Genomic DNA, 10788 nt, shown 5'->3' on the forward strand with positions numbered 1-10788 from the left:
GCGAGGCGGCTCGACCTGGCCCGGCGCGGACCAGGCCGCTTGGGACTGGGCGAGCGCCGGATGGTCGTGGAGCGGGGACCATTTTGACTGTCAGATCCACGCGATCGGCACCGCGCACATCGCGCGTGGTGGCCTCATGACCTTCGGCCGATTGCAACCGGCTAGTCGTCGTCGCAGGTGCCCGCGCTCGCGCGGCGTTCTCTGAGCTGGAAAACGGCTTCGTAAGCCCAACCGAGGACACCACCGCCCGCGATACAGAGCACCTCGAGGGGGAGATACGTCTGCCGTGCATGCGGCGCGCCAAAGGTGCCGATGGCGAGGAGCGCGGCGATCACGGCTCCACCCGCAGTCCCGCCGAGCGCAGCCAGTGCAGCGCGCTGCCGTGGACGCTGTGATCCGGACAAGTTGCGTGCGACGAGAGCGAGCCCTGCCTCCCCGACAATGCCTCCAGCGATGACCAGGGCGACGCCCGCGTCGATCACCCCCGCGACGAAAAGCCGACCACTCGGGGCGAACATGTCGTTGGCCTGAGGTCGCAGTTGGATCGGGAGTTCGTGAACGACGAACACCGCGGACGCGGCAGCGCTCACGAGCGCGCTTGCCGCAATGTACGTGCGCATCGGGCTCGGAGATACCGGACCTGGCTTGGGCATGAGGCATGGTAACGATAAGCACGCGCATCGTGCCGGCGGGATCAGCGATCGCGAGGGGCGGGCAGCATCAGCGCCGGCACGGACCGCACGCAGCCGCTTGACCAGGCGTTCGGCCTCCGAGGGGTAGACCCGGAGCGCTATGCGGGCATCGAGACGTTCTTCTGGCTTATCAAGCGCTGGAAGACGGAGGGGCCCAGGAGTTACGTGAGCTACCAGCCGAGGCACCCTCAGCCGGATCTGAAAGTTGAGCCTTGACCCGGCCCGCTGCGACGCACCCCTGAATCGGAACCCGTAGCAGTCAAGCGCGGTGCGGTCGGCTTGGTGACGCAAACTCCGACACCGCCCGGCCAAGGATCGGCTACCGGACGCTGCATCTACGCAGAGACCGCCAGGCAGGGACACCGTGTATGACTCCGAAGATGGGCCACTCGACCTAAGGCCGCGGCGGAGTCAACGCCGACGAGACTTCGTAGCGCCGATACCTCCACCAACAACCGCCAGCATGAGCCCTCCTGATCCAAGCGCCGACCCAGCCAGAGTAGGCAAACCCGCGCACCCGACGAGCAACGCTGACCCGAAGGCAAGCGCAAATCCGAGTACCGCCAAGGAGTACCAAAAGCGGGGGCTCCCGTCTGGCGCTGGGCGCTTCTTGGCCATGCGGCGAGGGTATCGAACAGGCGCTGTGCGGACGAGCGTCGCGGGAGCGACCTTTCCGGGCTCACGGTCTCCACGAACGCAGCTACCCTCGTCGTCCCAGTTGCGGACCGGCGAGTGGGCCGCCTCTATCGTCGGTGTGACCCTCGAATGAGCAGCGCGGTGGACACCAGCATCACTCCCGAAACCAACAGAGCGCCGCCGAGGATGGCTGCCGGTGTGCTCCCGGCGCTGACAAGCACAAAGACACCGATGATGGCGAGCGGGGCACCGATGAGCAGGCCCACAAGGTCGGTGGCTCCCTGCTGTTGCGGGTTGTTCACAGGGTCAGGCTATCGGTGGGCGACAAGGGGCATGCGCCCCCCTTTTTTCCCGTCCCGATAGCCGATCGGTCTCCGGACGCTGCGACATATGCGGGGCGGAGTCTCAAAAGTCGTCGTCTCGTTCCGCGCGAAGAGCTCGCCGGCCCGCGATTCGCTGGACAAGCTTTTTCAGGAACACGAGCTCAATCGCCACCGTGATGGCCAGGCAGAAGAGTGCGAAGGCGATGCGCGCCGGATCGAAGCCTTTACTGAGCGAGATGATGGGGAGACCGATCATCAGTGCGGCACCCCCGATGACGTTCCACCATGACTCGATGAGTCCGGCTGGCGCCCGGTTCGTCAGTTCCGGGCGGTCCGACGGATCCGTTCGATCCCACCATGAGGTCATGGTTGCAAGCTACCCGGTGTCCATTGGCGGCTAGAGGAATCAGTCTCGGTAGCCGATCGTCAATCGAACGGCGCTGAGCTGCTACTGCCTCCTACAGCTCTCGCAGCGACACGAGCGAGCGCAGTCGCAGCGCTCGACGAAGCGGGGTCCGCTCGAGCCCGTCGACCACGACGGCGGCACCGATCCAAGTCGCTCCGGCCATCTCCACGAGGGCGTGCGCGGCTTCCGCCTGCGCTCCCGTCGCTATCCAATCGTCGACGAAGAGCACGCGGTCTCCGGACTGCAACAACGAGCGTCGAACTCCGAGTCGCAAGGAGCGGTCTCGGTAGTCCGGGCCGGTCGAGACCTCCCACCAGGGATCACTGTCCGCGGCACGGCTCGGGTCCTTCCGGACCTCAGCGAGGCCGACGCCGAGGTGCACTGCGACGAGCGCTCCGAGGATGGCCCCGCGCGACTGGATCCCCATGATCAGCGAGGGCCGAGCGTCATCGAAGAGAGAAGCAAGGCCTGGACCAAGAGAACTCAGTACGTGCGGATCACGCCACCAGGCGGTCAGGTCGGCGTAGGAGTTGTAGTCCGTCCGGTCACCGCGCCACCGGAATGAGGTCTGTAGCCGTCGTTTCAAGTCGGCGTCCGCGGTCACGACGCCATTCTCTCAGGGCGCCAGCGTTGCGATCGTGACGGACCGATGAGGGACGGCCTGCCGAGCGGCAGCGGGTGCGTGCTGACTATCGGTCTGCGAGAGTGACCATATGTTGTACCCACCCGAGCAGCGCGTACTCCAAGCCGCTCTACGGCAAGCGGAACTCCTCGGCTCCGATCCCAACCACACAGTTGCCGCCGCGGCGATGGACACAACCGGCCGCATCTTCACCGGAGTCAACGTGCACCACTTCACCGGAGGACCTTGCGCGGAACTCGTGGTCCTCGGGCAGGCTGCCGCGGCCGCCGCGGGTCCGCTTACTGCCATCGTTGCGGTCGGTGACCAGAACCGCGGAGTGATAGCGCCGTGCGGTCGCTGTCGGCAGGTGCTCCTCGATCAGCACCCCGACTGCTTCGTGATCGTCTCGACGTCGGATGGTCCCGACACTGCGACAGTACGAGCGTTACTGCCCTACGCCTACAACTTTCCTGACGCCCGCCCCGAGCGCTTCATCCGCTTCAACGCGAGGTATTACGAGACGGTCGCTGACGGCCGCAAGACGGCAACCACGCGGTTCAATGACCCGTGCGGGACGGGACGAGCTTGGCTGCTCTTCGAGTTTGACGAGACCTACAAGCGGTTACCCGCTGAGGTCGATCTCATCGAGACCAAGAGGTTCGATGAGCTCACCGACGCTGACGCTCGAGCTGAGAACGCTGCCACTGCTGCAGACCTCCAAGAAGGCTTGCGGAGCCACTATCCGTCCCTGGCCGCCGACTCGAGCGTCGACGTCGTCCACTTCAGGCTTACCACCGCCCGGTAAACCATCCTCTGACAACCTCCTTCGAACATACTTCCACTCCGGCCGACCGCTCTGATGCCCGGAAACGAGACGTTCCCCGGCTGTTGCCCCATCCCACCGCTTGACGAACCCGCGATTCGCGCACGTTCGCTCGCACCACCAACGGCGAGGAGCCTGCTTCCTGAGCATCTGGCGGCACCTGTCCTTAAATAGAGCGTTCGTAAGCTGAGTGCATGAACATCTGGACCACCTTCGTCGTGGAGTGGCTACCGAATCTCGCGAACGCTGCAACCGCGATCGGCGGAGTTGGAATCCTGCTCGCCATCCTCCCGCTCCTTCAAGCGAGGAAGCAGCGTCTCCGGGATGCCGAGCAGTGGTACGTCGAGCGCTACTGGGCGATTCAGGACCGGATCGAGGTCGGCGACCTAGACGGTCGGCTCAAGAAGATGCCGACCGAGAAGGACATCTACGACGAACTGCGGCTTTGCGAAGACGAACTCGACCTGCGCAGGAACGGTTTCCTGACCAATCCCACCTGGAGGATCTGGAGCGGCTCGATTCGAGTGGTCAAGAAGGACCCAGCGAAGACACGGGTCCTGGAACGCGCTGAGGAGATGACCCTGCTGCGTGAGTACCTCAAGACCGAGAGTGACCCGATCGAGGTTGGCTGGCTGACAGCCCTCGTGCGCGGACTTTACTAGCCCCCTTGCGCGCGACTGTTCTATCTGAATTGCATTCCTGCTCCGCGATCCACTGCACAAAATACCTCCAACGGAACCCGGTCGAAACGAAGGGCACCCCAGCCCTCATCCTGGTTCCACCACACCAAGGTTCCGGACACCTGATCCATAACGCAGAGGCTGACGGGGCGATCGATTCGCCGAACAGGGGTCGCGTCGCACTGCCCAAGTTCGAGTGCCTGAAAGCCGATCGATCAGCGGACGGTGGGGAGATCGACCGAGCGTGCCGTTAGCGCCCTGATCGACCTGCTCGGCTCGAGACGATCAACACCGCGAACGCCACAACAATGATCACTGCGCCGAGGATCTTCGTCGGCACTCCCGGGGGCAGTGCAAAGAGTCCAACCCCGCAAGCCGCGAGCACGATGAGCAGTGTGAGAGTCGAGGGGCGGATGTGCATGCGTCTGTCTACCATCGGCGCCGACGCTCGCGCAGTCTCGGTAGCCGATTGTCTGCTGAGACGAGTGGCGTCGTGGCTAGGCTCCAGAAATGTTTTGCGGGCTGAAGCGGTTCCGGGGGCTCCGGGAGGGGGCACCGCAACTACCACTAATTCCCAGGAGCTCGGACGTGCCACCGTTAGATGAATGGGCGGCGTGGGGTGCTGTTGGGCTGATAGGTTCCGGTTCCCACGCGGGTCAGTACGTTCTGGCCGATCCGTTCCGAACCGACATGCGTGCAATCTCCGGCTGGATCCTCTATACGCCCGACGGGGAGGAGCTGCTGAGTTGCGATGGCGAGTCGGTGTTGGACGACGACACCTTCGACGAGCCCCGCGCGGAAGGCGGCAGCTTCATCGATGAGGCTACGGACGCACTCAAGATCCAGTGGGCCACCGACTCGGAGCTTGTCGAGCGCGTCGTGCGAGAGCGCTTCGCGTGGATCCTCGGGCCGGACGAGTAAGCAATCACGCTGGGGCCTGGCCGCTCGCGGTGCCCGCTTGTCGATCGGCTGTCGGACGTTCTGGGGCCGCGGCCATGATGAGGTCTATGCCTGCAGAGATCAACGACACCATGCCCGCGGTCCTCGCTGCCGGTCGGCGTCATTCGGTCGGAGTCCGCGCGGACGGGACGTTGGTGGCCGCCGGCGATGCGCGCGCCGAGGAGTGCCAGGTGCAGGCGTGGGAGCACGTCGTCGCCGTCGCGGTCGGGAATGTCCACACGGCACCGAACACGGGACGTTCTCACACGGTGGCGCTCACCGCGGATGGTGCGCTCCTTGCGGCTGGGTGGAACGGGGACGGGCAGTGCGAGGTCGGCTCTTGGATGGAGGTCACCGCGATCGCCGCAGGCTGGCGGCGAACCCTCGCGGTACTCACGGACGGCACCGCCCGAGCCGCGGGCCGACCGAACGAAGGAGCGTGCAACGTCGAATCTTGGACAGACCTTCTCGGGGTCGCAGCGGGTGACTGGCACTCGATCGGACTCAGGAGAGACGGCACAGTCCTCGCCGTCGGCAACAACCGCCGAGGCCAGTGCGACGTCACCGGGTGGTCGGAAGTTCAGGCCGTTTCCGCGGGGTATCTGCACACGGTCGCCTTGACTGAGCACGGAACGGTCCTCGGCGTGGGTGACCGTACAGCCGGTGTCGACGACCTTGCTCGATGGAGAGACGTGGTCTCGATCTCGGCGGGCAGCCAACACACCGTCGGCGTAACGGTCGACGGGCGCGTGCTTGCTGCCGGCGACAACTCGCATGGCCAGTGCGATGTCGGTGCTTGGCGCGATGTTGTCCAGGTCGCAGCCGGCTCGCTGCACACGCTCGCGCTGTGCGCCGACGGACGCGTTCTCGCGACGGGAAGCAACGACACCGACCAATGCGACGTCGCCAACTGGCTTCTGACAGATGCGAGTGAGCCGTCTCGTTAGCCGATCCGTTACCGGGCAGCGGCTACCAGGACCGAACCTCGGACGAGTCGGTGACCGAACCACACCGTGCGACCGCTGGCCGTGGAAACCTTCCAACGGCTCGCTCGAAGTCGTACGGACGTCGGTCGGACCATCAGCGAGAGGGGATCCGCCATGTCTGAAGACGTAGTGGTGAGGCGCGACAGTCGGGGAGATTCGCGGTGGTCACGCCTGCAGCTGGGGGAACGTTCCGCGCGCCCACACCAGGTTGATGGAGAACGACGTGACGAGCCAGGTGTCGCCGTGACGGATCAGGCGGCCGCGCCAGATATTCGATCCCTCGAACGCCGGCGTGTGCGCCGAGTCGCAGAAGATTGCGGTGACGTTGCCGCGAACTTCCGCCTGGTCTCCGGCGATATCGGCTACGACGCCGGAGATGAGATGCTGCGTGGCGGGGATCGGTTCGTGAACTGCGCGGATTTGCTCGACCACCAAGTCGGCGCCGACAGTGACGCCCATGACCGTTGTGGCTTTCACATCGCTCGCGTACATGCTGAAGAGATCGTCGAAGCGGTGGTCGTCGATGGCGGCGAAGATGCGGGAGATGATGTCGGACGGTGCGCTTGCCATGAGAAGCCTCTCGTGATGTTGGGATCCCAACGTTGGGGTCCCAACGATACATGGAAGAGAGAGTTTCGCCTACCGTGGAGAACATGGCTGAGCGGGAGATTCCGGAGCGGCTGAGTTCGCTTCCGAGCTGGCTGCTCGTCGAGGCTGCGGCGCGTGCAACACGCGTCGTGTCGGAGCTCACCACCGAGGCCGGCGTCCCGAAGGCGGCGTACCCGATCCTTGCCGTGCTCGAGGCGGCTGGTCCGCTCAGCCAAGCCGAAGTCGGCCGTCGCGTCCGGATCGACCGCAAAGACCTCTCGGGGTACGCTTCGCGGCTCGAGCAGCTCGGCTTGGTCACGCGGCGTCCTGACCCCGTAGACGTGCGGCGCAACCTGCTCGAGAACACGCTTGCGGGGACGGAGCTCCTCAAGCGGCTTGACCCCGCTTTCGCGGCGGCGCAGGACCAGCTACTGGCTCAGTTGACCTCAGCGGAACGGGCGACGTTGAAGCGGCTGCTCGATCTCATCACCACTGAAGTCGCCCACTAGCTGCAGGCCCTTCGACCCGGCAGCGACATTTTTCATCGCGACGACGGCGCTCCTCCCGTGACTGCCCCCGGATAGATCCAGCAGGCAACCTGCAGCGATGTTCCGTAAGCCGGTCGTTCGGCGTACGAGCCAGGTCGCACCGGCACAGCTCGTGGCACCTGTCTCATATAGGTGGTCCGCAAGCAGTCTCGGTGATCGGACGCTATACGGACGCCCGTCGGGGTCGAACAGATGCGATCGCGACTGCCTGGGGGAAAGCGTCATCGAGGTGCGCTCGTGGTGCATTCTGGTGCATCGCCACCTGGCTCGACGTGGCTCAACCTGGCCTGACCGGTCGGGGCAATCCCCGTGTAGGGATCGGACGCTCGATGGGGGTCGCTCGGAGGCTCGCAAATGGGTTCAAATCCCACCGGTACCGCCAGCGTGATCGATCTGCAGACCGGTCTCCAGAAGAGCCCTCGGCCTCGGCCGGGGGTTCTTCTGTTTGAGGCGGCGCGCTCGCGAGCCGGGCGCTGTGGTTGTCGTTCACCTGAAGAAGTCGGCGTACCTCGGCCCCGTGACACCGAAGGGCGGCACGTACTCGCCGCGGTCCTCGATCGCCTCCCCGGCTTGCGGACTGACGGTGATCGAGCTGTCCTCGCGGAGGCGAGCTTCGATCATCGCCGCGAGTTCACTCGGAGGCGTCAGCCCTCGGCGTCGCCACTCCCGCGGTGACCGCCGCAAGGCATCGAGTTCCGAGTTCCCCAACTTCATCTGACACTTCCTCTTTGCGTGTGGTGATCGCGCCAGACGGAGCGGCAGCACACGATGCGCATGGACCGCAGTGCCATGCCGAACAGCGTCCGTGTCTGGCCCCGGGGAGCTGCAGCCCGCGAGCGTTGCGGGCTCCGCGGAGCGTTGCCTCGCTCTTCCGCTGCGATGCGCGGCGCGTCCTTCACAGACGGCTTCTCGTACCTCGCCCGGAGGACGCCGCCCTCGAAGTCCGCGTCGTCCAGGCGCGGGAAGGATTCGAAGGAGCCGAACACGCCCGTGCGAGTGGTGACCATCGCGGCGCGCTGCGTCTCGTTGTTGTCGGAGACCTGGCCCGCCGTTCCGGCGTTCGCGTCGTCGGCCCCGCGAACGTCGGCGCCGGTGAGCTCGCTCATGCCGCTGTTGTCGATCACGTACTTCTCCTTCTCAGCGGCGTCGTCGTCCGAGCGCAGGCGCGGAGTCTCGAGGTGCGTGCATCGGGCGTGCTCGTCCGGCTTACGGCGTAAGCCACGTCGGAACTTACGCCGTAAGCGCGGGTAGCGTCACCAGGACCGGTCGCTGCCTCCCGGTGACCGGGAGGCGCGGGATCGTGAACCAGCAGGGAGACGTGTCGGTGGCAGAGCATCCGAGGACGAACCGGTCAGGATCGGGAGCGCCGAAGCTGAGTCGCGACCTCGTGGTCGAGACCGCGCTCGTGCAGATCGACCGGTCGGGCACGCAGGGGCTGTCGATGCGATCCCTCGCGCAGGAACTCGGTGTCGAGGCGATGTCCCTTTACCGGTACGTCCACGGGAAAGAGGACCTCCTCGAGGGGGTCGTCGCGTCACTGATGAGCGAACTGACCTCGCAGCTCGAGGAAGCGCAGGGGGAGCACTGGCAGGTCTTCCTGCAGACGGTCGCGCACGAGGTGCGACGGATCGCCGACAGCCACCCGAAGGCGTTCCCGCTCGTGGCCACGCGCCACCCGGCAGCGCCGTGGCTGCGTCCACCGCTCCGGAGCATCGGGGTCGTCAACACGTTCCTGACCGCGCTGACCAGGAACGGCTTCACCGATGCACAGGCCGTGAACGCCTACCGCGCCTTCAGCAGTTTCCTGCTCGGGCAGCTGCTGCTGCAGTCCGTCGTCCGCGGAGCCGAAGCAGGGCCCGCTGAGGAACCCCTGGACGAAGGAGGCGCCACGGTCCCTGAGGGAGATGGATCGATGTCGTTGGACGCCGCGCCGGAGGTCCGTCGACTCCGGGCGTTGCTCAGCGAGGACCGGAGCGACGAGGAGTTCGAGGTCTCCCTCGAAAGTCTCCTCGATCGTCTCGATCGCGAGCTGTCGCAATGAGCACCGCCAGAGTCGCCTGCTGTCAGGAGGGGGCCCTGGCCACGCGACACGCTCCGGGCCCGCCGACTCGGTCGGGGCAGCGCCGCCCGTCGAGGAGCGCGATGAACCTGCTGCCGATGCCGTAAACCTCGCTGCGCGTGGGTCCCGGAGCGGGTGCCGGCGCTTCGTCGGGAAGGTGGTGGTCACAGACCAGGAGGTCCCAAGTCGCCACCTTTTCTTCGACCGTGCTGCTTCGGAGTACCCGCACACCGCACACTCGAGGTGCACCCAGACCTTCTTCGCACCGGTGCGGTTCGCCCGGGACTGCACGAGCCAAGCGGGCGGGTCGTGCTCGATCGCGGCGAGGTCGGCCTCGCTCAGGTGCGCCGTCAACGGCGGCGTCGTTGTTGACACGTGTCCGGGAAACGTGGCAATAGCGGCGACGCTGTTGACGTGCATCGGGGGAAAGTGGCAACGGCGGTGCCGTTGTTGACACTAGGCCGCGACAAGTGTCAACAACAGGCGGGATGCCGCCACAGTGGACGTGACGGCGACCTCCCGGGTCAGGCAGGCAGGAAGCGCTCGCCGATGGCTGCGGCGGTGGCGGCGACGTCGACCTGCCCGTCGAGCGAGGTGAGCCGCTTCGCGAGCTTCTTCGGCCAGCAGACCTCGACGCCGCGGGTGCTGAAGGAGCCTCCGATGAGTGGCCAGTCCGCGTCGACGAAGCAGAGTGCACCGGACACGGGGACCGGGTCGATGAGCTCATGCACGAGTTGCATCTGGTGGAGCACGCTGTCGACGAGTCTGGTGGGGTCGCCACCGACCATGAGCTTCTCCACCCGCGGCCGGAACAGCCCGCCTTCGACACGGAGCGACGGGCGCTTGTCGCGGTAGCGCTTGGCGTCGATCACCCAAACGCCGGAGCGCGTGACTGCGATGTGGTCGATGTTCGCCCGGGAGCGGGGGATGCGGCGGTCGTGCAGCACGACGAGGTCGTCCGAGGCGATCGCATCAAGCGTGCGGCCGACAACAGCTTCCCCGACAGCGCCAGACTTCCACGCGACAGTGCTCTGGCGTTCGCTCGAGAGCGCGACCGCCATCGTGCCGAGGCGTCCCTCGCCCCACGTCTCGCGGATCTTGGCCTCGTCGCGCGCCCGTCGCCGGTCGTATTCACGCTGCGCGGAAGCGCCAGCGCTGGTGGTGTCGTTCGTCCCCATGGAGCAATCCAGTCAGATCAGGAGGTCCGGCGACAGCCCCAGACCGCGGTGCATGAAGCAGCGCTCTGGGGACCACCTCAGTGCTGGATCGCAGGCACCAAGGGCAGGTCGCGTTCGGAGTCCAGCTGAGCCGCGAGGTCGTTGTGCAGGTCGATGAGCTCGGCGAACGGGACCGGCCGTTCGCTGGCGGATCTGACGTCCATGGCACTGGTGGGTGCAAAGGCTCGGACGCTTGGCGACGCGGTGATCGATGAGGGTCCTGACAGCAACTACGTCCTCGGCCGCGGAATCACTGGGGACCCCTCGGA

The 10788-nt window shown here is 65.9% G+C and carries 15 protein-coding genes; 6 read left to right on the forward strand and 9 right to left on the reverse strand.

What is annotated here, in order from left to right:
* Window positions 1–161 precede the first annotated feature (161 nt).
* The 4 genes from DEI88_RS00875 to DEI88_RS00890 form a co-directional block, all read right to left on the reverse strand.
* A complete protein-coding gene (locus tag DEI88_RS00875; protein WP_111072705.1) occupies window positions 162–620 on the reverse strand; it encodes a hypothetical protein in 459 nt (152 codons plus the stop codon).
* Window positions 621–1435: 815 nt separating this feature from the next.
* Entirely contained in the window at window positions 1436–1630 is a 195-nt protein-coding gene (locus tag DEI88_RS00880) for a hypothetical protein (RefSeq protein WP_146246117.1), read from the reverse strand.
* Window positions 1631–1733: 103 nt separating this feature from the next.
* Entirely contained in the window at window positions 1734–2018 is a 285-nt protein-coding gene (locus DEI88_RS00885) for an ABC transporter permease (protein ID WP_146246116.1), read from the reverse strand.
* A 91-nt stretch (window positions 2019–2109) separates the two neighbouring features.
* Window positions 2110–2661 (reverse strand): phosphoribosyltransferase family protein, encoded by a 552-nt coding sequence (locus DEI88_RS00890; protein ID WP_258375169.1) that lies wholly within the window; start codon window positions 2659–2661, stop codon window positions 2110–2112.
* A gap of 109 nt (window positions 2662–2770) precedes the next feature.
* Here DEI88_RS00890 and DEI88_RS00895 point away from each other — a divergent pair, with 109 nt between their 5' ends.
* From DEI88_RS00895 to DEI88_RS00910, 4 genes are all read left to right on the forward strand, one after another.
* On the forward strand, window positions 2771–3484 hold the full coding sequence (locus DEI88_RS00895) for an ASCH domain-containing protein (protein ID WP_111072704.1): 714 nt from the start codon (window positions 2771–2773) through the stop codon (window positions 3482–3484).
* 212 nt (window positions 3485–3696) lie between these two features.
* Window positions 3697–4164: a hypothetical protein gene (locus DEI88_RS00900; RefSeq protein ID WP_111072703.1), complete on the forward strand. Its 468-nt coding sequence runs from the start codon at window positions 3697–3699 to the stop codon at window positions 4162–4164.
* A 708-nt stretch (window positions 4165–4872) separates the two neighbouring features.
* Window positions 4873–5103, forward strand: a complete 231-nt coding sequence (locus DEI88_RS00905; protein WP_111072702.1) for a hypothetical protein — start codon at window positions 4873–4875, stop codon at window positions 5101–5103.
* An 86-nt stretch (window positions 5104–5189) separates the two neighbouring features.
* A complete protein-coding gene (locus tag DEI88_RS00910; RefSeq protein WP_111072712.1) occupies window positions 5190–6068 on the forward strand; it encodes an RCC1 domain-containing protein in 879 nt (292 codons plus the stop codon).
* A gap of 204 nt (window positions 6069–6272) precedes the next feature.
* Here the strand turns inward: DEI88_RS00910 and DEI88_RS00915 are convergent, their stop codons facing one another.
* On the reverse strand, window positions 6273–6677 hold the full coding sequence (locus DEI88_RS00915; RefSeq protein ID WP_111072701.1) for a nuclear transport factor 2 family protein: 405 nt from the start codon (window positions 6675–6677) through the stop codon (window positions 6273–6275).
* Window positions 6678–6760: 83 nt separating this feature from the next.
* Between DEI88_RS00915 and DEI88_RS00920 the strand changes: the two genes are divergently transcribed.
* A complete protein-coding gene (locus tag DEI88_RS00920; protein WP_181441288.1) occupies window positions 6761–7204 on the forward strand; it encodes a MarR family winged helix-turn-helix transcriptional regulator in 444 nt (147 codons plus the stop codon).
* A 525-nt stretch (window positions 7205–7729) separates the two neighbouring features.
* On the opposite strand, the gene DEI88_RS00925 is transcribed toward DEI88_RS00920, so the two are convergent.
* The gene (locus DEI88_RS00925; RefSeq protein WP_258369844.1) at window positions 7730–7864 is read right to left on the reverse strand and encodes a hypothetical protein; all 135 of its coding nucleotides are present in this window, start codon (window positions 7862–7864) and stop codon (window positions 7730–7732) included.
* 89 nt (window positions 7865–7953) lie between these two features.
* On the reverse strand, window positions 7954–8367 hold the full coding sequence (locus DEI88_RS00930; RefSeq protein WP_111072699.1) for a hypothetical protein: 414 nt from the start codon (window positions 8365–8367) through the stop codon (window positions 7954–7956).
* Between the two features lie 176 nt (window positions 8368–8543).
* Here DEI88_RS00930 and DEI88_RS00935 point away from each other — a divergent pair, with 176 nt between their 5' ends.
* Window positions 8544–9284, forward strand: coding sequence for a TetR/AcrR family transcriptional regulator C-terminal domain-containing protein (locus DEI88_RS00935; protein WP_258375168.1), 741 nt, complete (start codon window positions 8544–8546; stop codon window positions 9282–9284).
* A gap of 542 nt (window positions 9285–9826) precedes the next feature.
* On the opposite strand, the gene DEI88_RS00945 is transcribed toward DEI88_RS00935, so the two are convergent.
* Window positions 9827–10480: a nuclease-related domain-containing protein gene (locus tag DEI88_RS00945; protein ID WP_111072698.1), complete on the reverse strand. Its 654-nt coding sequence runs from the start codon at window positions 10478–10480 to the stop codon at window positions 9827–9829.
* Between the two features lie 77 nt (window positions 10481–10557).
* Window positions 10558–10683: a hypothetical protein gene (locus DEI88_RS00950; RefSeq protein ID WP_258375167.1), complete on the reverse strand. Its 126-nt coding sequence runs from the start codon at window positions 10681–10683 to the stop codon at window positions 10558–10560.
* Between the last annotated feature and the right edge of the window lie 105 nt (window positions 10684–10788).

This window comes from Curtobacterium sp. MCBD17_003 (assembly GCF_003234885.2).
Lineage (GTDB): Bacteria > Actinomycetota > Actinomycetes > Actinomycetales > Microbacteriaceae > Curtobacterium.

Bases quoted from the DNA above. Each gene is read 5' to 3' on its own strand.
- DEI88_RS00925 (WP_258369844.1), bottom strand. From the start codon at position 7,864: ATGATCGAAGCTCGCCTCCGCGAGGACAGCTCGATCACCGTCAGTCCG.
- DEI88_RS00875 (WP_111072705.1), bottom strand. From the start codon at position 620: ATGCGCACGTACATTGCGGCAAGCGCGCTCGTGAGCGCTGCCGCGTCC.
- DEI88_RS00920 (WP_181441288.1), top strand. From the start codon at position 6,761: ATGGCTGAGCGGGAGATTCCGGAGCGGCTGAGTTCGCTTCCGAGCTGG.
- DEI88_RS00895 (WP_111072704.1), top strand. From the start codon at position 2,771: ATGTTGTACCCACCCGAGCAGCGCGTACTCCAAGCCGCTCTACGGCAA.
- DEI88_RS00945 (WP_111072698.1), bottom strand. From the start codon at position 10,480: ATGGGGACGAACGACACCACCAGCGCTGGCGCTTCCGCGCAGCGTGAA.
- DEI88_RS00905 (WP_111072702.1), top strand. From the start codon at position 4,873: ATGCGTGCAATCTCCGGCTGGATCCTCTATACGCCCGACGGGGAGGAG.
- DEI88_RS00885 (WP_146246116.1), bottom strand. From the start codon at position 2,018: ATGACCTCATGGTGGGATCGAACGGATCCGTCGGACCGCCCGGAACTG.
- DEI88_RS00915 (WP_111072701.1), bottom strand. From the start codon at position 6,677: ATGGCAAGCGCACCGTCCGACATCATCTCCCGCATCTTCGCCGCCATC.
- DEI88_RS00900 (WP_111072703.1), top strand. From the start codon at position 3,697: ATGAACATCTGGACCACCTTCGTCGTGGAGTGGCTACCGAATCTCGCG.
- DEI88_RS00950 (WP_258375167.1), bottom strand. From the start codon at position 10,683: ATGGACGTCAGATCCGCCAGCGAACGGCCGGTCCCGTTCGCCGAGCTC.
- DEI88_RS00910 (WP_111072712.1), top strand. From the start codon at position 5,190: ATGCCTGCAGAGATCAACGACACCATGCCCGCGGTCCTCGCTGCCGGT.